The sequence below is a fragment of the Streptomyces sp. AK08-02 genome (assembly GCF_033795085.1).
Lineage (GTDB): Bacteria > Actinomycetota > Actinomycetes > Streptomycetales > Streptomycetaceae > Streptomyces > Streptomyces echiniscabiei.
The window spans coordinates 28239-53981 of the sequence record NZ_JARAZV010000017.1; the positions used below are offsets into that span (position 1 = coordinate 28239).

Here is a 25743-nt window from a genome sequence, read left to right on the forward strand (position 1 = left end):
CAGCGATCAGGGGTTGACGGCCAGCTCCAGGTAGGCCGCGAACAGCACCAGATGTACGCCGCCCTGGAGCGGCGTGGCCCGCCCCGGCACCACCGTCAGCGAACCCACCACCACTGTCAGGGCGAGCAACACCATGTGAGTGGATCCGAGGCCGAGCACCAAGGGCCCGGAGAGCCAGACGGACGCCAGCGCCACGGCGGGGATGGTCAGGCCGATGCTGGCCATCGCGGATCCGAGAGCGAGGTTCAGGCTGGTCTGCACCCGGTCACGACGTGCGGAGCGCAGCGCGGCGATGGTCTCGGGAAGCAGCACGAGCAGGGCGATGACCACGCCGACGACGGCGTGCGGCAGGTCGGCCGCCTCGACCCCGGACTCGATGGTGGGCGAGACGCCCTTCGCGAGGCCGACCACGCCGATGAGCGCCATGCCCAGCAGTCCCAGGCTGACCTTGACCTCCCGGGCGGAAGGGAGTTCGGCATGGCCGTCCGCGGTGATGACCTCGCCCTGCCGGGAGACCGGAAGGAAGTAGTCGCGGTGCCGCACGGTCTGGGTCGCCACGAACAGGCCGTAGAGGACCAGAGAGGCGAGCGCGGCGAAGGTGAGCTGGGCGGTGGAGAACTCGGGACCCGGCTTGCTCGTGGTGAACGTCGGCAGAACCAGGCTGAGGGTGGCCAGCGTCGCGACCGTGGCGAGGGCGGCGCCGGTGCCCTCCGGGTTGAAGACCGCGGTCCCGTGGCGGATCGAGGCGGTGAGGAGGCTCAGCCCGACGATGCCGTTGCAGGTGATCATCACGGCCGCGAAGACGGTGTCCCTGGCCAGGGTGGAACTCTTGTCCCCGCCGTCGGCCATCAGGGTGACGATCAGGGCGACCTCGATGATCGTGACGGCGACGGCCAGCACGAGGGAGCCGAAGGGTTCACCGACCCGGTGGGCGATCACCTCCGCGTGGTGCACGGCGGCCAGCACGGCTCCCGCGAGGACCAGTGTCACCAGTGCGACCACCACGCCGGGGAGGTCGCGTCCCCAGGTGAACACCAGCAGGACGACTGCGGCGACCGGCACGACGGCCGTCCACCGCGTCGCGAGCGACCGCAGTTGGCCGATCATTCAGCGATCGCCGCCGACAGACATGCGCCACGCACCCGCACACCGATCCACGCCCGCTCATGACGACAACCCCACATACGGCCCTCCACACTGCTCCCTTCGCGTTCTGTCTCGGCTTCGATCCGCTGCCCCGGAACGGGTCGGGTATTCCCTTACCGGGCCTCTCGCACCGGCCTCCCACACGGGTTCACCGGGCCCGGAGTCCTCCGGCGGCACGGGCCCGGCGCGCGCGGGGCGCCCACTGGGTCGTCCCGGCGCCGCTACTTCATCTCGGTCTTCTCCCGTACGTCGCAGTCAGTGAAGATCGGGGGCCTCGTACACATCGAGGCCATCCGCTCGGCCATCCTGCTCGTCTCCGGGTCGTCGCTGTTGCGCATGGCCTCGTCGTGGGAGTCGAACTCGAGCACCACCAGGAACCTGTTGGGCTGGTTCCTGTCCTGCAGAAGGAGGCGGTGCGTGGGTCCGCCGGCACGGCCGCCGAGGCTCGCGTCGGCCTCCTTGACCAGCGCCCGCATCTCCTCCATCCGGTCGGTCTCGATGTCGATGATCTGAACGAACTTCGTCGGCGTGTCCACGATGCCTCCACCCGGCCGTGGCGTCCCCGGACGAGGGACGCTCACCGTCCAACGAAGCACCGGGAGCGGTGATCGGCAATTCGCCGGGCACCGCTCCCGATGGTGGTTGTTCCTACGTCCGACGCGGTCAGGCCTCGATGCTGTCCTTCGGAGCGCCTTCGCTGTCGTTCTGCGCCGCCTTGAGCGCCTCCTGCTTCCTGGAGGCCATCAGGCTGGTGATCGTGGTGATGACCAGGACCCCGCAGATCACTCCGAGGGAGACCGGTATGGAGATCTCCGGCACGTTGACACCGGACTCGTGCAGCGCGTGCAGCACCAGCTTGACGCCGATGAAGCCGAGGATGACCGACAGGCCGTACGAGAGGTGGACCAGCTTCCTCAGCAGTCCGCCGATGAGGAAGTACAGCTGGCGCAGGCCCATCAGAGCGAACGCGTTGGCGGTGAAGACGATGTAGGGGTCCTGGGTCAGGCCGAAGATCGCCGGGATCGAGTCGAGGGCGAACAGGACGTCCGTGGTACCGATCGCGAGCATCACGACCAGCATCGGCGTCATGATCCGCTTGCCGTTCTGCTCGATCCACAGCTTGGTGCCGTGGTAGCGGTCGGCCACGCCGAACCGCTTCTCGGCAGCCTTGAGCAGCTTGTTCTCCTCGAACTCCTCGTCCTCGTCGTCGGCGCGGGCCTCCTGGATCAGCTTCCAGGCGGTCCAGATGAGGAAGGCACCGAAGATGTAGAACACCCACGCGAAGCTCGCGAGGATCGCGGCTCCGGCGGCGATGAATATCGCGCGCAGGACAAGCGCGATGAGGACACCGACGAGGAGCACGCGCTGCTGGTACTGCGAGGGCACCGCGAACTTCGCCATGATCAGGACGAAGACGAAGAGGTTGTCGACACTCAACGACTTCTCGGTGATGAAGCCCGCGAAGAACTCACCGGCGGGCTCGCCGCCGCTGAAGACGAGCAGTCCCACCCCGAAGAGACCGGCCAGGGCTATCCAGACGACCGTCCAGATTCCGGCTTCCTTGATCGACACGTCGTGAGGCTTGCGCCCGATGAAGAAGTCCACCGCGATCAGAGCGGCGAGACCCACGATGGTAAGGACCCAAAGGGTCACGGAAACATTCACTGCGCCTCCGGCAGTAGTAACGGCAAATTTCAGCGTCGTCGCTACCGGAGGTCTCTTCCACCCGCGACAGCCGGGCTCCTTCACGCGCCCGGACGCCTGCGGGCCGACGCCCCGGGATCTGGATTGATCCGTATTGACGGGTACGCCGCAGCAGGTAGGGAGTACTCCCCTCCGTTGGGAAGACAGTACCCCAATCACCAAGGAAAGGTAAAGAGATTGGTAAAAGAAAATCAAAAACTGCAGGTCAGGCGACTTTACGGATACTTGGTGAAGCGCCTGTGAGGGTCAGCGGTTCCATGAACGGCGGGCCGCCGCGACCTGACCGAGTACCTGCTGAAGCACCTGGCTGCCCTGCGGCACGACCGGCGGCTCGTACGTCCAAGCATGGCCGACCCACGGATCGGCGAGGTGGTCGTCGGGTACGGGCGTGAGTCGCATCAGCGAACGCCACAGCGGGTCGAGCAAGGGCCCGTATGCGGCGGCGTCCTCCCGGTCGGCGACCATCATCAGGTGCACACCGACGGCCGGACCCTCGTCGGCGAGATACCGCAGCTGAGTGACCGCCCGGTCGTCGAAACCGTGCGGGAAGTCGTTGACGATCACCAGCTGCTGAGCGGTGTCGAGGTCGGGCGGCAGTGAGTCGGCCGCACCGCCGCGCACCGCCATCTGCACCAGGTCGACGCGCTGGGTCAACCGACCCAGAACGTCCGCGACACCGGCGGCCCCGGCGGCGGGCGGGCCCGCGAGCACACCGGTCCGCAACAGCGGCGCGAGGGCCGGGGCTCCCGAACCCGCCGGATCGATGACGTGCACGGCGAATTCGCCCGCCGGATGGACCGCGAGAAGCCGGGCCGCGTGCGCCACCGCCGTGTCCATGGCCAGCCGCCGCAGCTCGTCGGAGTCGAGGAGCGATCCGTCGACGGACTCACCGCCGCTGTCGATCCACAGGCCGCGCTCCAACGGCAGCCGAACAAGCATCGGGACACTCAGATCGGCACTCTCGGGCAGCCGCAGGTCGCCCACTCGCAGCGCCATGGGCATTTCCATCGGTACGCGGTAGCCGTGCCAGACCGGGTTGTCCCAGCGCGCGTACGCCAGAGGCAGCGCGGGCTCGACGACCTCGGCCTCGGCGGCCAGCTGGGAGAGGTCGCGGTCGAGGGCGGCGCGGGCCTGGTCGACGAGTTGGGCCTGCTTGGCACGGGCCGCCTCCCGGGCGGCGTCGCCCCGGCCACCGCCCCGGCTGCGTGGATCTGCCAGCGCCTTGTCGATCTCCTGTTCCATACGCGAGTCGGCGAAGTCAACTGCGCTGCGGTAGGCGGCGACAGTTCGCGCCAGGTCCTCGAACATGCCCCAGACCTGGTTGTAGAGCCGCTCGTCCATGGACCATCCGGTCGCGTCGCCCGCGACCGGCCGCGCGGACTCACCGGACCGGGCCGGGGGCGCGGTCGGCGGAGCCGGTGGCGGAGCGGCCGTACGACGGCTGGGATGGCTGTAGTCGATGGGAGCTCCGGCAGCGGTGTCGGCCTGCGCCGGACCGCCCGGTGGGCCGACCTGTGCCGGGGTGTTCTGCGGGTCCTGGACTTCGTACGGCGACGAAGGCCGAGCAGTGCCCTGGTCCCCCTGAACCGGGGAAGCGGCCTGCTCCGGGGCGCCGGGAACCGGGGTGTCCTGCGGCCCCTGGGCCGCGTACGGCGACGTGGCCTGCGCGGGTGCGGGGGACGACGCCGTACGGCGGGTCCGATCGCCGTCCGGGGTGCGGGGTGGCGGGGGTGCCACCGCGCGGGAGTGGGCCTGGGACACCGCCTCGTCGATGACGTCCGCGAGGTGGCGTGCCTCGGGGAGGCCCTGGTCGGCGAGGAGTTCGACGAGGCCGCCGGCGTATCCCTGGCCGATGGCGCGCACCTTCCAGGCGTCGTGCCGACGGTAGAGCTCCAGGGCGACCACCGCCGACTCGGCGTCGAGGCCCGTGATCCGGTAACTGGCGACCTCGGTACCGTCGAGGCCGGTCACGGCGACGAAGGGTGCGGCCAGGGCGCCGAACCTGACCGGCCCACCCACACCCGACGGCAGGGCCAGCAGCACGCTGATCCGGTGCACGGACTCCGGCATGGCACCCAGGTCCACGGCGAGCCGGTGGTCGGCCGCCGCCTGTCTGGAGACCTCCAGGCCGGGGAGCGTGGGAGCTCCTGGATGGGCCACCCGCTCGACGCCGTGAACCCTGCCCTGCTCGTCGCCGATCGTGGCCCCCACCACGATCGGCGCACCGGCCGAGATCCGCACTTCGAGGCGGACCTGGGAGAGCGGATGGTTCTGCCCCCGGACCAGCTCGGCCGTCATCGCCTTCGTCCCCCCGTGTCGTTCTCTTGTTCCGTGGGCCGCCCGGCCCGGTTACAGATGGGGCAGGATCGCCGGCATCAGGTCCTGGAAGGTGCGGCCGTTGGCCGGCGTGCCAAGAGCTGTCATCTGCCAGCCCGCGCCCGCGCGGTGCACCTTCGCCATGATCTGAGCCGTGTACTGTCCCCCGCCGTCCAACGTGTAGCGGGCGAGTTCGTCACCGTTGGTCTCGTCGACCAGACGGCAGAACGCGTTCTGCACCTCCTGGAAGGTCTGCCCCGTGAAGGAGTTCACGGTGAAGACGATCTGGTCGATGTGGACCGGTACTCGCGGCAGGTCGACGAGGATCGCCTCGTCGTCACCGCCCTGGCCGACACCGCCGACGAGGTTGTCACCGGTGTGCCGCACGGAGCCGTCGTCGCTCACCAGGTGGCGGAAGAACACGACGTCCATGGGCTGCTTGTCGGCGAACAGTACGGCCGAGGCGTCCAGGTCGATCTCCCGCGTACGCGACCCGAACAGGCCCCGCCGGGGTGCCGCCTGCCAGCCGAGGCCCATCCGCACCGCGGTCAGGGTGCCCCCGTCGTTCTTCTGCAGGCTGATGGCCTGACCCTTGGTCAGATTGACGCTGCCACTGGGCGTTCCACCCTTGGATACGTCCACCACGCGCTGTTCCCCTCTCGAGCCGTCCCCTGTTTCCGCGGGGTCCGCGGATGACCTGAACCCTACGCAGCGGCACTGACAGTGCCGAAGCCTCGGGCGCACTTTGTGTCGGTCTTGCAACACTGCGCGTACGACGCAGCTCACGGACGCCGGCGGCCGGCGCCCCACCCGCCCCGTGCGACGGTCAGGCCAGGCCGGCCTCCTTCATCTGCCGCAGTTCCTTCTTCATCTCCGACACCTCGTCGCGCAGCCGGGCGGCGATCTCGAACTGCAGGTCGGCCGCGGCGGCGCGCATCCGTGCCGTCATCTCCTCGATCTGGTCGGCGAGTTCGGCTGCGGGGCGGTCGATGGGCACCGTCTCCCCTGCCTTGCCCTTGCCGGTCCGGGCTCCCTTGGCGGCCTTGCCGCCGAGTGCGGGCACCGGGGCCTTGGCCGCCTTGCCGTCCTTCGACTTGCGGTAACCCGAGCCCAGAAGCTGTTCCGTGTCGACGTCCTCGCGGGCGATCTGCGCGACGATGTCGTTGATCTTCTTGCGGAGCGGCTGCGGGTCGATGCCCTTCTCCTTGTTGTACGCGACCTGCCTCTCCCGGCGCCGGTTGGTCTCCTCGATGGCTTTCTCCATCGCCGGAGTGATCTTGTCCGCGTACATGTGGACCTGCCCGGACACATTGCGCGCCGCGCGGCCAATGGTCTGGATCAAGGAGGTGCCGGAGCGCAGGAAGCCCTCCTTGTCGGCGTCGAGGATCGACACCAGGGACACCTCGGGGAGGTCGAGGCCCTCCCGGAGGAGGTTGATGCCGACCAGGACGTCGAACTCGCCGGCGCGCAGTTCGCGCAGCAGCTCGACCCGGCGCAGGGTGTCGACGTCGCTGTGCAGATAGCGGACCTGGATGCCTAGTTCCAGGAAGTAGTCGGTGAGGTCCTCGGCCATCTTCTTGGTGAGCGTGGTGACCAGAACACGCTCGTCCTTCTCCGCCCGGATGCGGATCTCGTGCACCAGGTCGTCGATCTGGCCCTCGGTGGGCTTGATGACGACCTCGGGGTCGATGAGGCCGGTGGGGCGGATGATCTGCTCGACGAAGCCGTCACCACGGGACAGCTCGTACTTGCCGGGGGTCGCCGACAGGTAGACGGTCTGCCCGATGCGCTTTTGGAACTCCTCCCATTTCAAGGGGCGGTTGTCCAGCGCGGAGGGCAGCCGGAAGCCGTGGTCGACGAGGGTGCGCTTGCGGGAGGCGTCGCCTTCGTACATGGCACCGATCTGCGGGACCGTGCTGTGCGACTCGTCGATGACCAGCAGGAAGTCGTCCGGGAAGTAGTCGATGAGGGTGTTCGGCGGGGAGCCGGGAAGGCGGCCGTCGAAGTGCATCGAGTAGTTCTCGACTCCGGAACACGAGCCGATCTGGCGAAGCATCTCGATGTCGTACGTCGTCCGCATCCTCAGGCGCTGGGCCTCCAGGAGTTTGTTCTGCTTCTCCAGCTCGGCGAGACGGTCGCCGAGTTCCTTCTCGATGTCGTTGACGGCGCGCGCCATGCGCTCGGGTCCTGCCACGTAGTGGGTGGCCGGGAAGACGTACATGTGCTCGTCTTCGCTGATGATCTCGCCGGTGAGCGGGTGGAGGGTGGAGAGGGCCTCGATCTCGTCACCGAACATCTCGATGCGGACGGCGAGTTCCTCGTAGACCGGGAAGATCTCGATGGTGTCGCCGCGCACCCGGAACGTGCCGCGGGTGAAGGCGAGATCGTTGCGCGTGTACTGGATGTCGACGAAGCGGCGCAGCAGCTGGTCCCGGTCGATCTCCTCACCGACCTTGAGGGAGACCATCCGGTCCACGTACTCCTGCGGAGTACCGAGGCCGTAGATGCAGGACACGGAGGCGACCACGATGACGTCCCGCCGGGTGAGCAGCGAGTTGGTCGCGGAGTGGCGCAGCCGTTCGACCTCCTCGTTGATCGAGGAGTCCTTCTCGATGTAGGTGTCCGACTGAGGGACGTATGCCTCGGGCTGGTAGTAGTCGTAGTACGAGACGAAGTACTCGACGGCGTTGTTCGGCAGGAGTTCACGGAACTCGTTCGCCAGCTGGGCGGCCAGGGTCTTGTTCGGCGCCATGACGAGCGTGGGGCGCTGAAGCTTCTCGATCATCCACGCGGTGGTGGCGGACTTGCCGGTGCCGGTCGCGCCGAGGAGCACGACGTCCTTCTCACCTGCTTCGATGCGCCGAGCCAGCTCGGCGATGGCCGTCGGCTGGTCACCGCTCGGCTGGTAGGGGCTGACGACCTCGAAGGGCGCCACCGTGCGTTCGATCTTGGAAACTGGCCGCATGCATCCACCGTACGGCCACCCACTGACAACGGGTCCTGATCACCGGTTCTGGGGAGTGCGGGACGGGCGCTCCCCGTGCCGCTGGCCGGCGCGCGGCGGGAGGCGTCGGCCGGGGTGCGGGACGGCCGGGTGGGCCGGGATGCCGGGCCTGTTGTCGGCGGGGCGTCGGCCGGACTTGCCCATGACCGCCAGGGGGTCGAACATCACGACGACACCGGCCAGCAGGAGGAAGGCGAGCGGGCCGATCATCAGCGGGGCGAGCAGGGACGCGGGCGAGGCTCCCTCCGGGCTCCCGGACCCGGCATGGAGGTGGACCCTCAGGGCGGCCATGCCCGTGTAGTGCATGCCGCTGACGGCGAGTCCCATGACGAGGCTGGCGCCCACGCTCCACAGGAAGCCGCGGACCTGCCCGGCCGCCCACAGGGCGGCGGTGGCGGCCACTACCGCTATCACGACCGAGGCGGAGACGGTGAGGGTGTTGTACTCCAGCTTGCCGTTGAGGCGCATTCCGGCCATGCCGAGGTAGTGCATGGAGGCGATGCCGAGGCCGGTGATGGTCCCCCCGGTGAACAGTGCCGTTCCGCTCGTGCCCCGGTAGCCGACGATGAAGATCCCGATGCCTACCATGAGGACGGCGACCCCGAGGCTGGCGAAGGTCAGCCCCATGTCGTAGTTGATCGGGGTCTCCTTGACGGTGAACCCCATCATCGCGACGAAGTGCATGGTCCATATGCCGGAGCCGATCGCGGCCGATCCGAGCGCCAGCCACCCCGGTCGCCACGACTGGGCGACCAGCATCGATCTCGTGGTGCAGCGCAGACCCAGCGCCCCGCCCAGGCAGGCCATGAGGTAGGCCACCAGCGGGGTGACGAGTCCGTAGCTGAATCCGTCGACCGTGCCCTGCATGTGCGGCTGCCCTTCCGCCCTTTTGCGTTCCGGAACTCCCGGACTTGCTCCCCTGCCCCAGGACCGGCCGGCGGTCAGGGCTGTGGCAGAGAGTATGACTGGCTCCTGCGGGGTCGAACGATTTTCCGGCAAAGAAACACGACCTTGCCCCACTTGTGCGGCAGGGGTGTGCGGACTCGGGCAACTCCTTTCAATCTGTGTCTGTGCCGGGCCTCTCTTCCCGTTGTCCCTCCCCTGTCACTCGTGGATCATGCGCACCCGCTCGGGAGCCGCACACCGGGCGTTGTCAGTGGCGGGTCGTACGGTGGGGCGCATGGACAGCCACGGGCGGGACGAGCGGCAGGACCCGGAGAGCCGGCAGCGGGTCGTGTGGGCGGTTGTCGGCACCGACATCGGCCCGCTGCTGCTGGCCGCGACGCACGAGGGTCTGGTGAACGTGGTGTTCCACGCCACGGAGTCGGTGCGTGAGAACGCTGTGGAACGCCTCGCCGCACGGCTCGGCGCGGAGCCCGTCGAAGCGCCCGGGTCACCGTTCCTGGCCGAGGCCATACGTCAGTTCGCGGCGTACTTCGCGGGCGAGCGGCGCGATTTCGAACTGCCGCTCGACTGGTCCCTGATCTCCGGCTTCAACCGGCAGGTGCTGCGCGAACTCGCGTCGGACGTGCCGTACGGCACGGTCGTCGGGTACGGCGACCTGGCTGCGCGCGTCGGCCGGCCGGGCGCGGCCCAGGCGGTCGGCGCGGCGATGGGCGCCAACCCGCTGCCGCTCGTGGTGCCGTGCCATCGGGTCGTGGAGAGCGACGGCGGTCTCGGCGGGTTCGGGGGCGGCCTGGAGACCAAGCGGAAGCTGCTCGCGCTCGAAGGGGTGCTGCCCGAGCCGCTGTTCTGAGGGTTTCAGCCGCGGGACCCGAGGGGTTTCATCAGTAGGGGTCCTCAGTAGGAGGGGGCGGTCCCGTACGGGAAGAGGTTCCGTAGGGGACGGCGTGCGGAAACAGGGGGGACCACGCCAGTGTCCACATACTTCGCCCGTGCGGGCAGGCCGCGGTGACCGCCGTCGAGGGGTCTCCCGGTGCGCCCGTCGCGGGTGAGCAGGGGCTCGCGTTACGCCGCCGGATCTCCGGTGTGCTGGTCGCGAGCCAGATTCTCGGCGGGCTCGGGGTGGCCACCGGCGTCGCGCTCGCTTCCGTACTGGCTCAGCGGATCAGTGGTACCGAGTCGTTGTCCGGGCTGGCGCCCACCGCGATGGTCACGGGCACGGCGGTGGCCTCACTGCCGCTGGCGGCGCTGATGACCGCGCGCGGGCGGCGGCCCGGGCTGGTCGTGGGGTATCTCGTCGGTGCTCTGGGTGCGGGCGTGGTCGTGGTCGCGGCAGTCATCGAGAGCTTTCCGCTGCTGCTGTGCGGCATGGCCGGGTTCGGTGCGGCGTCCGCGGCCAATCTGGGGGCGCGGTTCGCGGCCGCCGATCTCGTCGAGCCGGACCGACGAGCCAGGGCCATCTCGAACGTTGTGTGGGCGACCACCATAGGAGCGGTCCTCGGGCCGAACATCGCCGCACCCGCGGGGCGCAGTGTGTCCGGACTCGGGATACCCACGACGGCGGGCCCGTTTCTCTGGGCCGCCGGGATCTTTCTGGCCGCGGCGGTGACAGTCGCCGTCCTGCTCCGCCCGGATCCGCTGCTCACGGCTCGTGCGCTTGCCCCCGTGGAGGAGCGGTCGCCCGAGGGACGATCGCTGCGAGCGGGCCTCACCGCCGTCGCGGCCTCGCCGCGTGCCCGGCTCGCGCTCGTGACGGTGGCCATGTGCCACACGGCCATGGTGTCGGTCATGTCGATGACCCCGGTGGCGCTTGAGCACCACGGTGCGAGCATCGACCTGATCGGGCTGGTCATCAGTGGCCACATCGCGGGTATGTACGCGTTCTCGCCGCTCATGGGGCGGTTGTCCGACGGGGTCGGGCGGCTGTCAGGCATCGGCCTCGCCGTGGGGCTGCTGGCCTGTGCCGCGTTCCTCGCGGGCACGGCCGACGGCAGTCACGGCCATACCGCGGTGGGGCTCTTCGTCCTGGGGCTGGGCTGGTCGGCCGGGCTGGTCTCCGGGTCCGCCCTGCTGACGGACTCCGTGCCCGACGCGGCACGCGCTGCGGCGCAGGGGCTGTCCGACCTCGTCATGAACGCCTCGGCGGCCCTCGGCGGGGCGACCGCCGGGCTCGTGATGGCCACGGCGGGCTACGGGTGGCTGAACCTCGCCGCCGCGTGTCTGCTGATACCCGTGGGCGCGCTGGCGTTGTTCACCCGCGGCGGTCCGCGGCGGGGCCGGGGTACGAAGCGGCGCGGCTGAGCCACCGGCACGGAGGACAGGCGGTCGTTGCACGTAGCGGGTTACGCGTAGTGCCGCGTCTCGAAGGCGTTGCCGTCGGGCAGCGGAGGGGAACGCCACCGTCCCGGCGGAGAATTCTGTGATCCTCAGGGGCTCCATGCCGACCGTCCTCTCGCAGAAGTCGGCCGCTGCGAGCGGATCGCGTACCCGGAGGACGACATGGTCGAGACGCGTGGAGTTGTCCGTCATACACCCGGGCTGGTGGCCTCTTCCACAGGCCGCAGGGGTTTGACCAGGCACGCCGCCCGCCAAAAATGAGGGAAGACCGAACGACAGGAAGCAGGCGCGTGATGCTGGTGGTGTCCGAGGAAGTACGGGAAGCGGTCGACGCGCGTCGACCCGTGGTGGCTCTGGAGTCCACGATCATCGCGCACGGGCTGCCGCGCCCCCGCAATCTGCAGGTGGCGCTGGAACTCGAGGACGTCGTACGACAGGAGGGCGCCGTACCGGCCACGATCGCCGTCCTGGACGGGCGCCCACATGTCGGCCTGGACAAGGAGCAGTTGGAGCGGGTCGCGAACGAGGACGGGATCCGCAAGCTGGGGCACCGCGATCTGCCGCTCGCCGTGGCCACCGGGGCGAGCGGGGCGACCACGGTGTCGGCGACCGCGCTGCTGGCCGCCCGCGCCGGTGTACGGGTGTTCGCCACGGGTGGGCTCGGCGGAGTGCACCGGGAGTGGACGGTGACTCAGGACGAGTCCGCCGACCTGGGGCTGCTTGCGCGCACCAGGATCACGGTCGTCTGCGCGGGCGTGAAGTCGATTCTGGATGTGCCGGCCACCTTGCAGCGCCTGGAGACCCTCGGGGTGGCCGTGGCCGGATTCGGGACCGACCACTTCCCGGGCTTCTATCTCTCCGACTCCGGACATCCGGTGGACTGGACGCTGCACACGCCGGAGCAGGTCGCGGACGTGATGCTGGCCCAGGACGGGCTCGATTCCCCCGAGTCGGCGTTCATCGTCGCCAATCCGGTACCCGAGCAGCAGCAGCTGGATCCCGGGCTCCACGCGCGCGTGCTCGCCGACGCGCTGCACGCGTGCGAGGAGCAGGGCGTGAGTGGACAGGCCGTGACGCCGTTCCTGCTCGACTACCTGGTGCGGCACACCGACGGCGCGTCGCTGAGCGCCAACCTGGCAGCGGTCCGCGGCAACGTCCGGCTCGCGGGGCGGATCGCGGCGGCCTGGGCCCGGGCATGACCGAGCCGGGCGGAGCACTGCTCGTCGTCGGGGACGTGATCACGGACGTCGTCGCCCGGCACCAGGGCCCACTCGCCGCGGGGACCGACACGACCGCCGTGATCCGGTCCCTGCCGGGTGGTGCGGGCGCCAACGTGGCCTGCTGGGCCGCCCATTGGGGCCGCGCGGAGGTACGCCTGCTCGGCCGGGTGGGCACGGACGCGGCGGAATGGCACGAGCGCGAGCTGACCGCTTCCGGGGTCCGGCCACGTCTCGTCGTCGATCCGGAGGCGCCGACCGGGACGGTGATCTGCCTGGTGGACACGGGCGCGGCGGCCGAGCGCACGTTCCTGACCCAGAGCGGGGCCTCGCTGCGGCTGGACCCCGACGACTGGTCGGACGTCCTGCTCGACGGGGTCTCACGGCTGCATCTGTCGGGTTATCTGCTGTTCGCTGCGCCGAGTCGGGCTCTGGTGGAGGTCGCGCTGGAGTCGGCACGCGCGCGTGGTGTGCCGGTGAGCCTGGATCCGGCGTCGGCGGGATTCCTCGCCGAACTGGGTGTCGACCGCTTCCTGGATCTGGTGTCGGGAGTGGACGTCCTGCTGCCGAGCCGTGACGAGGCCTGTCTGCTGACCGGGTTGCCCGACCCGGTGGACGCGGCGGCCAAGCTGAGCCGCCACGTCCCGCTGGTGGTGGTGAAGCAGGGTGCCGAAGGCGCGCTGGTCGCCCGGTCGGGGACCGTGAACGCCCGTGTCCCGGCCGTGCCCGCGACGCCCCGGGACACGACGGGCGCCGGCGACGCCTTCACCGGTGCGTTCCTCGCCGCCCTGCTCTTGGGCGCCGACCCCGAGGACGCGGCGGCGGAGGGATGCCGGGCAGGCGCACGGGCGGTGGAGCGGGTGGGTGGAAGGCCGCCGGTTCTCGGTTGAGGGGACGGTGAGCAGCGTCCTCGTCCCAGGTCGCCGTCGGTCAGCCCTTGCGTCCCCACGCCGAGATCATCGGTGCGGTCGCGAGGTCCATCCCGCCGGCGGCGACATTGGCCAGGTGACGGTCGATGTCCTGGTCCGTGGCGTGTCCCCCGGCGACGAGCCGCTCCCGGATCTGACGGATCGTCGCGGACTCCAGCGCGGCGCAGGCGGGCGAGGTGACGGGGAAGTACGCGTCGGCCTGGACATTGCGCAGCCCCGCCTCGCGCAGCAGTCGCGGGAGTTTCCGGCCGTACGCCAGGTCGGCGCCGCTGTCCGCGAGCAGTTGGCGGAAGCTGTGGCGCAGCCGGTTGGCGAGCTGCTGCTCCGGGCCGTGTTCGTCGGGGCAGAGCAGGGGTTGCAGCGCGGGATCGGCGTCCTCGATCAGGAGCCGTCCGCCGGGACGCAGTGACTTGATCATCGTGCGCAACGCCTGTTCCCGGTCAGGCACATGGACGAGGACGAGCCGGGCGTGCACCAGGTCGAACCCCTCCCCGGGCGGCCCGTCGACGCCGACGTCGTGGACGCGTACCTCGATCGGCGGACGGGCCGCCGGGGCGACCCACGAGGTGTCGAGGTCGGTCGCGACGACCTTCCCGGTCGGGCCGACCTTCTTGGCCAGCCAGGAGACCACCGACGTGCCCCCGGCACCGACCTCCCAGCAGCGCCAGCCGGCTCCGACGCCGAACCCTTCGAGGTGGCGGAACGTCGTGGGGTCGAAGAGGGCGGCGAAGGCGTCGAAGCGTTGTCCTGCCTCGGTCTGCCGGTTGTCGAGGAGATACCCGTCGGGTCGCGTCATGCCGTGATCATCCCAGTCATCCGCTTTGTTCGGCCGGGTCGACGCTCCCGTACGACGAGATGTCCGACGATCGCGCCGCACCGACGAAAACGGAGCGGAATGTTCCGTTCCCACAGCCCCCTCCGGCGTTCGCGAAAAACTGCCACGCTGGCGAGCCAGGCGCATGGTGCGGACAGCACGGCGCGAGAGATTCACGCGAGGAGGCCCAGATGTCCATGGCAGGAGATACGCGGAAGGCCACCACCCGCTCGCCCGGCGCGGGCTGCCGGGCGAGGGTGGGTGGCGGGCCGGTGGGGTCAGCGCATCGTGGTCCTGGCGTAGACGGTCTCGGCCCAGGACGCGATCTGATCGTCCGTGAGGTGCTGGGCCAGATCGGCCTCGCTGATCATGCCGACCAGACGCTTGTTCTCGATCACCGGAAGCCGGCGGATCTGGTGGTCCTTCATCTCTTCGAGCACTTCGCTGACATCGGCGCTCGCGTCGATCCAGCGCGGGGTGCCCTGGGCCATCTCGCCCGCGGTGACCCTGGCCGGGTCGTGGCCCATGGCCACACAGCCGACGACGATGTCGCGGTCGGTGAGGATGCCGCAGAGTCGTTCGTTCTCGTCGCTGATCGGCAGGGCACCCACATTGAGCTCGCGCATCATCTGGGCGGCCCGGTCGAGGGTCTGCTGAGCGGGAATCCACTGGGCGCCGCGATGCATGATGTCTCCGGCGGTGGTCATGAAATACCTCCCGGTGCCGGACGGCCGGCGCGGCACGGAGGGCACCGCTAGTCCCGGCGCCCTACATTCTCGCCGCGCTCCCGATGAAGCGCACCCGGAAGTCCGCGGCTTTCGGGCCACTCGTACAGCGGCCGGACCGGACTGCCGGGGCTGGCCGGGGTCAGCCGTTCCACGCCGGATGGCGCGGATCGTCCGCGCGGATCAGCACGTCGGCCGTGGCCGCGAGGTCCGTCTCGCTCTCGTAGCGCTCGAAGGCGGGCAGGGTCCAGTGCTCGGCCTCGGGGGTACGGCGACGCAGGGCCGCCGGGGAGAGAAGGACGTGAACGGTCAGGTCGAACGGGAACCAGTGGCGCAGCAGAAAGGGGCCGTGCAGCAACAGGATTCCCCTGGGCGGGAGTTGGACGTAGGGGCTGCGGGTGGAGCGGTCGGTGACCGGGTCGCGCAGATCGGGCAGGACGCGGCCGTCACCGCCGGGTTCGAGGGGGCCGAAGACCTCGCGCCAGAGGGCGCCGGTGTCGAACCAGCCGTCGTAGTAGGCCTCCACGTCCTCGTGGCCGTATTCCAGCCGGAGGGAGGCGGGGCGCAGGAATCCGGCGGTGGCGACGGTGAGCGAGGGCCGGCCACGGACGTGCAGCGCCTCGGCCACGCGTTCGGCGAGGTCTCCCGGGCCGGCGGCCGGGGCTCCGTCGAAGGCGATGCGCGGCCAGGGGCTGCCGTCGTCCGGCTTCAGGTCGAGCACGCGTTCGGCGAGGAGGTCGCCGAGGCGGTCCCAGGTGATCGGTTCCAGTCGCACACCGCCCATGATGCCGGGTGCCGGCGCCGCGGAGGCGGGCGGCTTCGAGGAGGCGGGGTCCGTCCGGGGATTCCTGGCCCCAGTTGGGAATCAAGTACCTGTGGACAGCCGTGCGACTCCCCCGCTCCGCGCCGCGCTTCTCGTCGTGCAGCCGCTCAGGCGGCGGCACTGTGCCGAGTGCCGACGTGGGCCCTTGGCGTTGCTCGTGCCGGAGGACCGGGCGCCTCGCTGCCTCGACTGTGCCGATCTCGGGCATCTGGTGTTCCTGCCCAGGGGCGACACCGCGTTGACACGCAGGTCGCGGGAGGAGAGCGGGCTGTGGGCGGTGGTCGTGCGGTTCAACCGCCGGAAGGGGCGATACGAGCGGCAGGGCGTTCTGGTCGAGGAGGCGGGACTCGCCCGCGCCGAGGTGCGATGCCTGGCGGACGCCGAGGCACGACGGCGGCGTCGGGTCCGGGACGCGCGGCGGCGGGACGCGGCGGATCTGCGGTTCGCGGAGGCGTTCGCCCGGGAGATCCTCCGGCTGTTTCCAGGGTGCCCGACAGATCGGGCGGAGGCCGTCGCCGCGCACGCCTCGGTGCGTGGCAGCGGGCGGGTGGGGCGGAGTGCGGCGGGGCGGGCGTTGTCCGAGGGCGCGGTGGTCTCGGCGGTCGTGGCGTCCGTACGACATGTGGACACACCGTACGACGCGTTGCTGATGAGCGGGGTCGCACGGCACGAGGCACGGCGGCGGACAACCGGGGCCGTCGAAGCGCGGCTTCGGGAATGGAGGACGGAAACGGGTACGAGTGCGGGCGCGGGAGCACGGGACGGCGCCGGGGCCGAGCCGGAGTGATCGGCATGTCCGCCTCCTGACTTGGCCGCCCCCAGTGCCGCCGGCTCTCCTGGACGCTCGCGCGTGCCGCCGCACCGTTCGGACAACGGCGTTGTCAGTGGGAGGGGGTTCACTGGTGGGGACTGATGGTGATCGACCGGGGAGTCGGCATGATCGATGGGGCGTTTTTCGTACTCGTGGTGCTCGGTGTGCTCGGTACGGGGCTGGTGGCCGGGGTCTTCTGTGGTTTCTCGACGTTCGTGATGAGGGGGCTCGCCGCGCTGCCGCCCGCACAGGGCGTCGCGGCGATGCGGGCCATCAACGTCACCGCGTTGCATCCGCCGTTCATGCTCGTCTTTCTCGGGTCGGCCGCCCTGTGCCTGGTGATCGTCGTGGTCACGCTCGTGGTGTGGCCGGCCGAGGGCGCCGTGGAACTGTTGGCGGGCAGCGCGTGCTATCTGCTCGGCTCGTTCGGGATCACCATGGGGGCGAACGTGCCACGCAACAACGCCCTGCTGGAGTTGGAGCCGGGCTCCGCGGAGGCCGCCGTCTACTGGCCCGTGTACGTGCGCGAGTGGACCCTGTGGAACCACATACGCACGGTCGCCTCGGGGGCCGCCGCGGTGCTGTACGTCCTGGCCGTCGCCTAGAGCCTTGTGCGGACCGCTCGGCATGCGGGAGCGATGAGTCGTATCGTGGCCGAAGGAGAGTGCCGCCCGATGACGCACGGCCCGTCATGCGTACGCAGGGGAGACGGCGAGGACACGGTCATGGGCGATCCCAAGGGTTTTCTGACCAGAGCACGCCTGGACTGGCCGCGCAGGCCCGTCGAGGAGCGGGTCCGTGACTGGGACGAGGTGTATGTCCCCGGGGCGCTGCTCCCCATCGTCAGCGGGCAGGCCGATCGCTGCATGGACTGCGGTGTCCCGTTCTGCCACGAGGCCTGTCCGCTGGGGAATCTCATTCCCGAGTGGAACGACCTGGTCTCGCGGGAGGACTGGCGCGCGGCGAGCGACCGGCTGCACGCCACGAACAACTTCCCCGAGTTCACCGGGCGGTTGTGCCCCGCGCCCTGTGAGGCGGGCTGCGTGCTGGCCATCAACCAGCCCGCGGTGACCATCAAGAACGTCGAGGTGGCCGTCGCCGACCGGGCCCTGTCCGACGGCTTCGCGCCGCCGAGGCCGCCGGACCGGCTGTCGGGGCGTACGGTCGCGGTGATCGGGTCGGGGCCCACCGGGCTCGCCGCGGCCCAGCAGCTGACCCGGGCCGGACACACCGTCGTCGTGTACGAGAAGGACGACCGGCTCGGGGGGCTGATGCGGTACGGCATCCCCGGCTTCAAGATGGAGAAGCACCATCTGGAGCGGCGTATCGAGCAGATGCGCACCGAGGGAACCAAGTTCCGTACGTCGACCGCCGTCGGGCGGGATGTCGAGGCCGCCGAACTGCGGTCGCGCCACGACGCCGTGGTGCTGGCCGTGGGAGCCACTGCATGGCGTGAACTGGCGCTTCCCGGGCGGGAGTTGGCCGGGGTCCAGCAGGCGATGGAGTATCTGCCGCTGGCCAACCGGGTGTGCCAGGGGGATCTGGACGTGTCCCCGATGTCCGCCGCCGGGAAGCATGTCGTCATCGTCGGCGGCGGTGACACCGGGGCCGACTGTCTGGGCACCGCGGTGCGCGAAGGGGCAGCCTCCGTCACCCAGTTGGACATCTACGCCCAGCCGGGCGCGGAGCGCGACGAGGACACTGATCCCTGGCCGACGTACCCGAAGATCTACCGGCTGTCGGCCGCGCACGAGGAGGCCCGCGACCTGGTGTCGGCGCCCGCCGCCGACGCCGACGCCCGGCTCTTCGCGGCGTCCACACTCCATTTCTCGGGCGACTCGGACGGGCACGTACGGGCGCTGCACCTAGCCGAGGTGGACGCGGAGCGCCGGCCGCTGCCCGGATCCGGGCGGACGCTTCCCGCCGACCTCGTGCTGCTCGCCCTCGGCTTCTCCGGGCCGGACCGGGGGGACGGTCTGATCGACCAGCTCGGGCTCGCCCTCGACCCACGCGGCACGATCGCCCGTGACGCGGACTTCGCGACGAACGTGCCGGGCGTGTACGCGGCGGGGGACGCGGCCCGCGGGCAGTCGCTGATCGTGTGGGCGATAGCGGAGGGGCGGTCGGTCGCCGCGGCCGTGGACCGCCGCCTGATGGGCCGCACACAGCTTCCCGCACCCATAGGTCCGTACGACCGGCCGATGACCGTGTGACCGTACCGGGTGAACGCCGCTGGTGGCCTTCGCCGGCCGTGCCGGACGTGGCTCAGCGCTCGTCCGTGCCCGCCACCTTGCGGGTTGCCAGGGCCACCCGGTTCCAGGTGTTGATGGTGAGGATCAGGGACAGCACCTGGGCCAGTTCCCGGTCGTCGAAGTGGGCCGCGGCCTCGGTGTAGACGTCGTCCGGGACGCCGGCGTCGGCGACCAGGGTGACCGCCTCCGTGAGGGCCAGCGCCGCCTGTTCCCTCGGGGTGTAGAAGTGGCGGGCCTCGCGCCACACCGCGACCAGGTGCAGCCGGTCCTCGCTCTCGCCCGCCCTGCGCGCGTCGTTGGTGTGCATGTGGAGGCAGTACGCGCAGTGGTTGAGGTGCGAGGCGCGGATCTGGATCAGCTCGACAAGTGCCGGGTCGAGGCCCTCACGGGCCGCCGCGTCCAGGCCGACGAGGGCGCGGAAGACCTTGGGGGCCGTCTTCGCGAGGTTCAGACGGGGCGTTTCGGCGGCGCCGTCGAAGTGGGCGGTCGTGGGGTTCACGGTGTTCGTGTTCGTCGTCATGACCATGAATCTACGGGCCGTAAAGACCGCGTGTAGGGTTCACTTTCGTGGCAGAAACATGGGTCAATTCCGCGGAGCGCATCGGCGCCGACCTGCATCTGGAGCTGGGGCCCCCGGGGTCCGGCGGGCGGCGGGCCGCGCTGATCCGTGCCCTGCGGGACGCTGTCCGCGGCGGCCGGCTCCCGCCCGGCACCCTGTTGCCGCCGTATCGCTCCCTCGCCGCCGATCTCGGCGTGGCCCGCAACACGGTGGCCGACGCGTACGCCGAACTCGTCGCCGAGGGCTGGCTGACCGCCCGCCAGGGATCGGGCACCCGGGTCGCCGAACGGGCCGAACCCGTCAGGGCGGCCTGCTCGGCGACCCGGGTTCCCGTAAAAGCACCTCCACGCGCGCGTGGGCCCCGCCACGACCTGCGCCAGGGCAAGCCGGACGCGTCGGGGTTCCCGCGTTCCGCCTGGCTGGCCTCCTACCGGCGCGCGGTCCAGCAGGCGCCGAACGAGGTGTTCGGGCCGGGGGATCCGGCCGGCCGGGCCGAACTGCGGGAGGCGCTCGCGACGTACCTGGCACGCGCGCGTGGCGTACGTACGGAGCCCGGACGCATCGTCATCTGCGCCGGGTTCGCGCACGCCCTGCGGCTCCTCTTCGGCGGCACGAGCGGCGGCGGGGACACGGACGCCGTACTGCGCGGGCCACTGGCCGTGGAGGCGTACGGACTCGGCTTCCACCGGGAACTGCTGGCCGCGGCCGGGGTACGGACCGTGCCGCTGCCCCTCGACGAGGACGGCGCACAGGTCGGTCTGCTCGGCCGGGAGCGAGCCGTACTGCTCACCCCCGCGCACCAGTTCCCGACCGGCGGGCCGCTGCACCCCGAGCGCCGCGCGGCCGTGATCGACTGGGCACGCGCGCGTGGCGGGCTGATTCTGGAGGACGACTACGACGGGGAGTTCCGTTACGACCGTCGGCCGGTCGGCGCCATCCAGGGCCTGGACCCGGAGCGGGTGATCCACCTCGGCTCCGTGAGCAAGAGCCTGTCGCCCGCGCTGCGGCTGGGCTGGATGGTACTTCCGGAGCGGTACGTGGAACCCGTACTCGCGCTGAAGGGCGAACGTGAGGGCTGGACGAGCGCCCTCGATCAACTGGCGCTCGCGGACTTCCTCGGCTCCGGATCGTACGACCGCCATGTGCGCCGCATGCGGCAACGCTACCGGCGCCGACGGGACCGGCTCGTCGCCGCCCTCGCCACGCACGCGCCGCATGTCGAGGTCACGGGTGTGGCTGCCGGACTGCACGCGGTGCTGCGCCTACCGCCCGGCACGGAGCGGTCGACGGTGAAGGCGGCCGCCTGGCGGGGAATCGCCCTCGACGGGCTCGCGGAGTTCCGGCACCCGCAGTTCCCGGAGAGGGAGAGAGAGCAGGGTTCGATCGCGCCCGACGGGTTGGTCGTGGGATACGCGGCGCCCTCCGAGCACGCCTACGGGGCGGCCCTGGAGGCGCTCTGCGAGGCCCTCCCACCGGAGTGACCGGGGTGAGGGAGAGCCCCTGTGGACGGCAGTGTGACGGCGGCGTTTCCGTCCGGACCGGCGGGCGCTCACCGTCGACGGCGGTCCGGCGCGGCCTCGCCGGCGGACCGCCGTCGATCGAGCGGGTCTCCCGCGGGCGGGCGCCCGTGGACCGCCGTCCATGGCCCGCAGGTCCGTTTCAGAACGTACGGCCCAGTGCTCCGTACCCCGGAATCACTCCGTCCTCCTGGCCCGGGATCGGCTCTCCCAGCTCCGGATGCCACTTGTCGACCACCTCGACGCCGGGCTCGACCAGATCGAGGCCGTCGAAGAAGCGGCCGAACTCGGTGCGGGAGCGCAGGGCGAGGGTGACACCCGCGGCCTTGAGCTTCGCCGTCGCCGCCGCCGACTCCTCCGGGGAGAAGTCGGCGGTCGCGTGGGTCATCATCAGGTAGCTGCCGGCGGGCAGGGCGGCGAGCAGGCGGCCGACCAGGTCGTGCGCGCCGTCCTCGTCGGAGATGAAGTGCAGCAGGGCGACCAGGGAGAGCGCCACGGGCCGCTCGAAGTCCAGGACCTTCTTCGCGCCCTCGATGATGGCGTCCGGGTCGCGTACATCGGCCTGGAGGTACTCGGTGACGCCCTCCTCCGTACCGCGCAGCAGGGCCGCCGCGTGGGCCAGGACGATCGGGTCGTTGTCGCAGTAGACGACCCGCGCGTCAGGCGCGATCTCCTGGGCGATCTGGTGGAGGTTCGGCTCGGTCGGGATGCCGGTGCCGACGTCCAGGAACTGCCGGACGCCGTGCCCGGCCAGCCAGCGCGTGGCGCGGTGCATGAAGGCACGGTTGACCTTGGCCATCACCGGGACGCGTGGGTCGAGGGCGAGCATCTGCCGGCCCATCGCCTCGTCGACCGGGTAGTTGTCCTTGCCACCCAGATACCAGTCGTACATCCGTGCGGGATGAGGCTTGCTGGTGTCGATCTCTATGGGGTGCTGCCCGGTCATGGCGAACTCCGTAAGTCTCTGCGGGGTATGGCGTGGCACGTGATCAACTGAGCACCAAAATTAGGGAATTGACTGAACACAACGGAACCGCCGACACACGAACGGCCGGAACCGGACCTCAGGAGAGCAGAAAGTCGGCCTCCCCGGCCTTCGCGCCCTCGATGAACGCGAGCATCTCGGCCGTGGTGTAGATGAGCGCCGGGCCTTCGGGATCGGTGGACTGCCGCAGGGCGATCCGGCCGTCGGCGAGCTTCATCGCCTCCAGGCAGTTGCCGCCGTTGCCTCCGCTCCACGGCTTGTGCCAGCCCTCACTGCCCAGCTCACCTGCGGGCATGCCGTTGTAGATACGGGCACCCACCCGCTCGGCGACCCGTTCAGTGGTCAGCTCATTGATTCGCTCGTGGCGTATCCGGGCCTTGGACATCATGCGATCCATGCAGAGATTCAGAGCTCCTTGCGGAGATCCCGGAGGATCTCCTTCGTGCGATGTGCTGTAGCGGACTGAGCCGCCATGCGGTCCATGACCTCCAGGTGGGTGGCCACCTCGGTGCGCGAATCCAGATAGATGGCGCCGGTCAGGTACTCGCTGTAGACCATGTCCGGGAGTTCCGGCACGGCAAAACGGAAGAGCACGAACGGCCCGTACGTCCCCGGGTGCGGCCCTGACAGGAAGGGGGCGACCTGGAGCGTCACGTTGGGCAGGTTCGTGGCTTCGAGCAGTCTGTCGATCTGCGCACGCATCACCTCCGGACCGCCCACCGGACGGCGCAGAACGGTCTCGTCCATCACGACCCACAGCCGGGGCGCGCCCTCACGGGTGAGCAGGCTCTGGCGTTCCATGCGCAGCGCGACATGGCGTTCGATGTCCTCGGGTCTGGTCTGGCCGATGGCGCCCGACTGCAGGACGGCGAGCGCGTACTCCTCGGTCTGCAGCAGTCCGGGGACGAAGTGCGGCTCGTACTGGCGAATGAGGCTCGCCGCGCCCTCCAGGCTGACGTGCATGGAGAACCAGCCGGGCAGCACGTCGTGGAACCGCTGCCACCAGCCGGGCTGATTGGCGTCCTCGGCGAGCTGGACGAACGCGTCGGCCTCGTCGTCCGAAACGCCGTACGACTTCAGGAGCAGCTGGAGGTACGGGATCTTGAGGGCGACCTCGGCCATCTCCATACGGCGGACGGTGGCGGGGGCGACACGCAGGACGCGCGCGGCCTCCTCACGACGCAGACCCGCACGCTCCCGCAGGTCCAGCAGACGCCGTCCCAGGACGACCTGTCCGACCGTCGGCGCGGACCGCGGTTCGCTCACGCTCCACCTCCATCGAGCACCGGCCCGTGCCGGTGAAGATTCCTGACAGCCCGGCGGCGCCACCGGGAATTCATTCGAAGGTTTATTCGAAAACCTGCCGAAAGTCCCAACTGGCGCCGCTCCGCGTGCTGTTGCGAGCAGTGTGCCACGCCGTTTCACTTCGTCACACCGCACTCTGCATTTTTCAGAGTGACACTTGCCAAGTGTTCATGGCGGGGAGATAGTGGCAAGCGTGATTCCGTCCCCGCCCTTAGGAACAGACGCCGCCGCGGACCGCTCCGGTCCCGGGGCCGCACCGCGCCCCGGTACGGCCTCCGAGCGCCGGTTCCGCTTCGAGCTGGCCGCCCATCCGGGCTCGCCCGCGCAGGCCCGGCGCCTGACGCGCGCCCGGCTCACGGGCTGGTCGGTCTGCGAGGACACCTGCGACACGGCGGCCCTGGTCGTCACCGAGCTGGTCACCAACGCCATCGTGCACACCGCGAGCAGCCACATAGTCTGCGAGCTGCACGACGGCGCCGACCTGGTGCGCATAGCCGTGCGTGACGAGGGCTGTGCGCCCGGTGTGCCGCATCAGTCGCCGCAGCGCGCCGACGACGAGGGGGGCAGGGGACTGCTCCTCGTAGAGGCCATGTGCCGGGCCTGGGGCGCCCAGGAACACGGCCCCGGCCTGCTGGTCTGGGCGGAACTCGCCCGGGCCGCCGACGTGGGCGCCGGCACCCTCGACGACACCGAGATCCGCAATGATCTCGGCTGGGGCGCACCGTCACCCCGCCCCGGCACGGCCGACGACCCCGGCCCGGAGCCCGCCGACGACACACAGACTCCGAGCAGCCACCTCGGACGTCAGAGGTTCCAGAAGCACGCGAACACGGGGACGGGGACAGAGGCCGAATGGGTGTAAGGGGTTCGTCCACGGGGGCCCGGGTCGTCAGCATGGACACGCTGATGCGCGTGAAGCGCGGTCTGCACGGTCCGCCCCACCAGAGAGCCCCTCTACGCCTTCCGATACCGGCCGGCATGACCGCCCCCCTGGGCTGCGACGCGGTGGCCGTGCCCGCGCGGTTCGGCCCGCAGATACTCCCCCGGCTACCGCGCGTGGGCTGCGTGTACGCGGACAGTGGCCACTGGTGGTGGCTCGTCCCCGCCGACTCCGACTACGCCCTGGAGTGGCCTGCCCCGGCGCAGTACGCCACGGGCGCGGTGGTCCTCGATGCCACGCGCGTCCCGCCCCTTCTGCACCGCCCGCAGGACACCCTCCCCTACACCCCGCCGATACCGCTCTACCTAGCCCTGTGCCAGGTGACGGGGACGATCCCCACCTGGTCGAGGCCGATCAGCGCCTGAGCCCCTTCCCTCGTCTTCCCTCTTCGCGAGGGGCCCGGCGAACACCTCACTCCCCCACGCCCCCGGCGCGGACGATCACGAGGAACGTGTCCGTCGCGAGGTCCATGACGACCTCGGCGGCCTGACCCTCCAGCCGCCGCGCCTGCGCGAACTCCTCCGCGGGCCAGGAACCGCGTGGCCCGCCGGCGGGAAAGCGTTCGAGCACCTTTCGCCCGTTCACCCTGCACCTCCATGTAGCGCCGATCTCATAGACTTAAACGCTCATCATGGGGAAAGGGCCTCGCCAGGTGACCGTACTGAGACGTAGTTGACACCGGTTAACCGCCGGATGTGGGAATGACCTCATCCTGTTACATCCCCTGCACCCCTTTTGTCGCTTTCCGCTTCAGTGGTCGTACGCGACGTCTTCAGTCGTCGTACGCGTCGTGATGGCGCACGCTCTCGCCGTCCCCGGCCGGTGCCAGGGGCATCAGGTCCAGGAAGCCGGCGGCCGAGCCGAGGCCGTCCAGGCCGCGCCCGTACGCCGAGTACGTGTGGAAGACCTGGTCACGGTCGCGCAGGAAGCAGCTCACGCCGGACCGCTCGACGACCTCCCCCGCGCTCTCGGACGTCACCAGGAAGTCGCGGTTGAAGTCGGTGCCGTACGACGAATACCACGGCACCGTCCATCCCATCCGCGCCTTGAACGGCAGGATCCGCGTGTACGGCGCCCGGGACACGACCGCGAACGAGGCGCCCCGCGCCCACAGGTGCGCCAGGTGACCGACGCGGTCGAGGAACTCGGAGCAGCCGGGGCAGCCCTCGTCCCACTCGGGGGCGAACATGAACTGGTGGACGACAAGCAGGCGGCGGCCCTCGAAGAGGTCGAGCAGGGTCGCCTTGCCGTCGCCGCCCTCGAACACGTACTCCTCGTCGACCGCGACCACGGGCAGTTCGCGCCGCTCGGCGTTCAGCGCGTCACGCGCGCGCGTGACGACCTCCTCCTTGACCAGCAACGCCTCGCGCGCCGCCCGCCATTCGTCGCGCGAAACGATCCGCGGAAGTGTCATCGCCCCTCCATGCCCCGTCGTGGAACGGTCTGTTCCCAGGGG

Annotated in this window: 26 protein-coding genes and 1 pseudogene; 10 read left to right on the forward strand and 17 right to left on the reverse strand. The window is 70.3% G+C overall.

From position 1 onward, the window contains the following. Positions 1-6: 6 nt before the first annotated feature. From PV734_RS32480 to PV734_RS32510, 7 genes are all read right to left on the reverse strand, one after another. On the reverse strand, positions 7-1107 hold the full coding sequence (locus PV734_RS32480) for an ionic transporter y4hA (RefSeq protein ID WP_319093705.1): 1101 nt from the start codon (positions 1105-1107) through the stop codon (positions 7-9). Positions 1108-1367: 260 nt separating this feature from the next. Further along, entirely contained in the window at positions 1368-1682 is a 315-nt protein-coding gene (locus tag PV734_RS32485) for a hypothetical protein (protein ID WP_319093704.1), read from the reverse strand. Positions 1683-1809: 127 nt separating this feature from the next. Further along, on the reverse strand, positions 1810-2811 hold the full coding sequence (locus PV734_RS32490) for a TerC family protein (RefSeq protein ID WP_319093703.1): 1002 nt from the start codon (positions 2809-2811) through the stop codon (positions 1810-1812). A gap of 285 nt (positions 2812-3096) precedes the next feature. Then, positions 3097-5148, reverse strand: coding sequence for a TerD family protein (locus PV734_RS32495; protein ID WP_319093702.1), 2052 nt, complete (start codon positions 5146-5148; stop codon positions 3097-3099). A gap of 51 nt (positions 5149-5199) precedes the next feature. After that, complete coding sequence (locus PV734_RS32500) at positions 5200-5766, reverse strand: TerD family protein (protein WP_319093900.1); 567 nt, start codon at positions 5764-5766, stop codon at positions 5200-5202. A 226-nt stretch (positions 5767-5992) separates the two neighbouring features. Further along, positions 5993-8131: an excinuclease ABC subunit UvrB gene (uvrB, locus tag PV734_RS32505; protein WP_319293260.1), complete on the reverse strand. Its 2139-nt coding sequence runs from the start codon at positions 8129-8131 to the stop codon at positions 5993-5995. A gap of 39 nt (positions 8132-8170) precedes the next feature. After that, entirely contained in the window at positions 8171-9037 is an 867-nt protein-coding gene (locus tag PV734_RS32510; RefSeq protein ID WP_319093700.1) for an MHYT domain-containing protein, read from the reverse strand. A gap of 313 nt (positions 9038-9350) precedes the next feature. Between PV734_RS32510 and PV734_RS32515 the strand changes: the two genes are divergently transcribed. Both PV734_RS32515 and PV734_RS32520 read left to right on the forward strand, forming a co-directional pair. Continuing rightward, complete coding sequence (locus tag PV734_RS32515; RefSeq protein ID WP_319093699.1) at positions 9351-9926, forward strand: methylated-DNA--[protein]-cysteine S-methyltransferase; 576 nt, start codon at positions 9351-9353, stop codon at positions 9924-9926. A 155-nt stretch (positions 9927-10081) separates the two neighbouring features. After that, complete coding sequence (locus PV734_RS32520) at positions 10082-11374, forward strand: MFS transporter (RefSeq protein WP_319093698.1); 1293 nt, start codon at positions 10082-10084, stop codon at positions 11372-11374. A gap of 48 nt (positions 11375-11422) precedes the next feature. Here PV734_RS32520 and PV734_RS32525 read toward each other — a convergent pair. Further along, positions 11423-11602, reverse strand: a pseudogene (locus PV734_RS32525) (VOC family protein); the annotation flags it as partial. Between the two features lie 98 nt (positions 11603-11700). On the opposite strand from PV734_RS32525, the gene PV734_RS32530 reads away from it, so the two are divergent. Together PV734_RS32530 and PV734_RS32535 are read left to right on the forward strand one after the other, a co-directional pair. Further along, positions 11701-12609, forward strand: coding sequence for a pseudouridine-5'-phosphate glycosidase (locus tag PV734_RS32530; protein ID WP_319093697.1), 909 nt, complete (start codon positions 11701-11703; stop codon positions 12607-12609). After that, positions 12606-13517, forward strand: coding sequence for a sugar kinase (locus tag PV734_RS32535; RefSeq protein WP_319093696.1), 912 nt, complete (start codon positions 12606-12608; stop codon positions 13515-13517). The genes PV734_RS32530 and PV734_RS32535 overlap by 4 nt, the downstream gene beginning before the upstream one ends. Positions 13518-13557: 40 nt before the next feature. Here the strand turns inward: PV734_RS32535 and PV734_RS32540 are convergent, their stop codons facing one another. From PV734_RS32540 to PV734_RS32550, 3 genes are all read right to left on the reverse strand, one after another. Next, the gene (locus tag PV734_RS32540; RefSeq protein WP_319293263.1) at positions 13558-14352 is read right to left on the reverse strand and encodes a methyltransferase domain-containing protein; all 795 of its coding nucleotides are present in this window, start codon (positions 14350-14352) and stop codon (positions 13558-13560) included. A gap of 296 nt (positions 14353-14648) precedes the next feature. Further along, complete coding sequence (locus PV734_RS32545) at positions 14649-15077, reverse strand: CBS domain-containing protein (RefSeq protein WP_319293265.1); 429 nt, start codon at positions 15075-15077, stop codon at positions 14649-14651. 160 nt (positions 15078-15237) lie between these two features. Further along, the gene (locus PV734_RS32550) at positions 15238-15879 is read right to left on the reverse strand and encodes a uridine kinase (protein ID WP_319293267.1); all 642 of its coding nucleotides are present in this window, start codon (positions 15877-15879) and stop codon (positions 15238-15240) included. Positions 15880-15970: 91 nt separating this feature from the next. Here PV734_RS32550 and PV734_RS32555 point away from each other — a divergent pair, with 91 nt between their 5' ends. From PV734_RS32555 to PV734_RS32565, 3 genes are all read left to right on the forward strand, one after another. After that, positions 15971-16705, forward strand: coding sequence for a DUF2293 domain-containing protein (locus tag PV734_RS32555; RefSeq protein ID WP_319093692.1), 735 nt, complete (start codon positions 15971-15973; stop codon positions 16703-16705). 149 nt (positions 16706-16854) lie between these two features. Then, positions 16855-17334 (forward strand): DUF1772 domain-containing protein, encoded by a 480-nt coding sequence (locus PV734_RS32560; protein ID WP_319093691.1) that lies wholly within the window; start codon positions 16855-16857, stop codon positions 17332-17334. Positions 17335-17454: 120 nt separating this feature from the next. Next, on the forward strand, positions 17455-18942 hold the full coding sequence (locus PV734_RS32565) for a glutamate synthase subunit beta (protein ID WP_319093899.1): 1488 nt from the start codon (positions 17455-17457) through the stop codon (positions 18940-18942). Positions 18943-18994: 52 nt separating this feature from the next. On the opposite strand, the gene PV734_RS32570 is transcribed toward PV734_RS32565, so the two are convergent. Further along, complete coding sequence (locus PV734_RS32570) at positions 18995-19501, reverse strand: carboxymuconolactone decarboxylase family protein (RefSeq protein ID WP_319093690.1); 507 nt, start codon at positions 19499-19501, stop codon at positions 18995-18997. 47 nt (positions 19502-19548) lie between these two features. On the opposite strand from PV734_RS32570, the gene PV734_RS32575 reads away from it, so the two are divergent. Further along, positions 19549-21021 carry a PLP-dependent aminotransferase family protein gene (locus PV734_RS32575; RefSeq protein WP_319093689.1) on the forward strand — a complete coding sequence of 491 codons (1473 nt, stop codon included), beginning with the start codon at positions 19549-19551 and terminating at the stop codon, positions 21019-21021. Positions 21022-21199: 178 nt separating this feature from the next. On the opposite strand, the gene PV734_RS32580 is transcribed toward PV734_RS32575, so the two are convergent. The 3 genes from PV734_RS32580 to PV734_RS32590 all read right to left on the reverse strand — a co-directional run bounded on the left by PV734_RS32580 (position 21200) and on the right by PV734_RS32590 (position 23308). Further along, positions 21200-22003, reverse strand: coding sequence for an SAM-dependent methyltransferase (locus tag PV734_RS32580; RefSeq protein ID WP_319093688.1), 804 nt, complete (start codon positions 22001-22003; stop codon positions 21200-21202). A 118-nt stretch (positions 22004-22121) separates the two neighbouring features. Then, positions 22122-22337: a DUF397 domain-containing protein gene (locus tag PV734_RS32585; RefSeq protein WP_086025877.1), complete on the reverse strand. Its 216-nt coding sequence runs from the start codon at positions 22335-22337 to the stop codon at positions 22122-22124. Positions 22338-22447: 110 nt separating this feature from the next. Further along, positions 22448-23308 (reverse strand): helix-turn-helix transcriptional regulator, encoded by an 861-nt coding sequence (locus PV734_RS32590; RefSeq protein WP_319093687.1) that lies wholly within the window; start codon positions 23306-23308, stop codon positions 22448-22450. Positions 23309-23531: 223 nt separating this feature from the next. On the opposite strand from PV734_RS32590, the gene PV734_RS32595 reads away from it, so the two are divergent. Next, positions 23532-24209, forward strand: coding sequence for an ATP-binding protein (locus PV734_RS32595; RefSeq protein WP_319093686.1), 678 nt, complete (start codon positions 23532-23534; stop codon positions 24207-24209). Next, positions 24200-24652, forward strand: a complete 453-nt coding sequence (locus PV734_RS32600) for a hypothetical protein (RefSeq protein ID WP_319093685.1) — start codon at positions 24200-24202, stop codon at positions 24650-24652. Before PV734_RS32595 ends, PV734_RS32600 begins: the two co-directional genes overlap by 10 nt. 46 nt (positions 24653-24698) lie before the next feature. Here PV734_RS32600 and PV734_RS32605 read toward each other — a convergent pair whose 3' ends face one another. Beyond that, on the reverse strand, positions 24699-24872 hold the full coding sequence (locus PV734_RS32605; RefSeq protein ID WP_319093684.1) for a hypothetical protein: 174 nt from the start codon (positions 24870-24872) through the stop codon (positions 24699-24701). Positions 24873-25059: 187 nt separating this feature from the next. After that, the gene (locus PV734_RS32610; RefSeq protein WP_319293270.1) at positions 25060-25701 is read right to left on the reverse strand and encodes a DUF899 domain-containing protein; all 642 of its coding nucleotides are present in this window, start codon (positions 25699-25701) and stop codon (positions 25060-25062) included. Positions 25702-25743 lie beyond the last annotated feature (42 nt).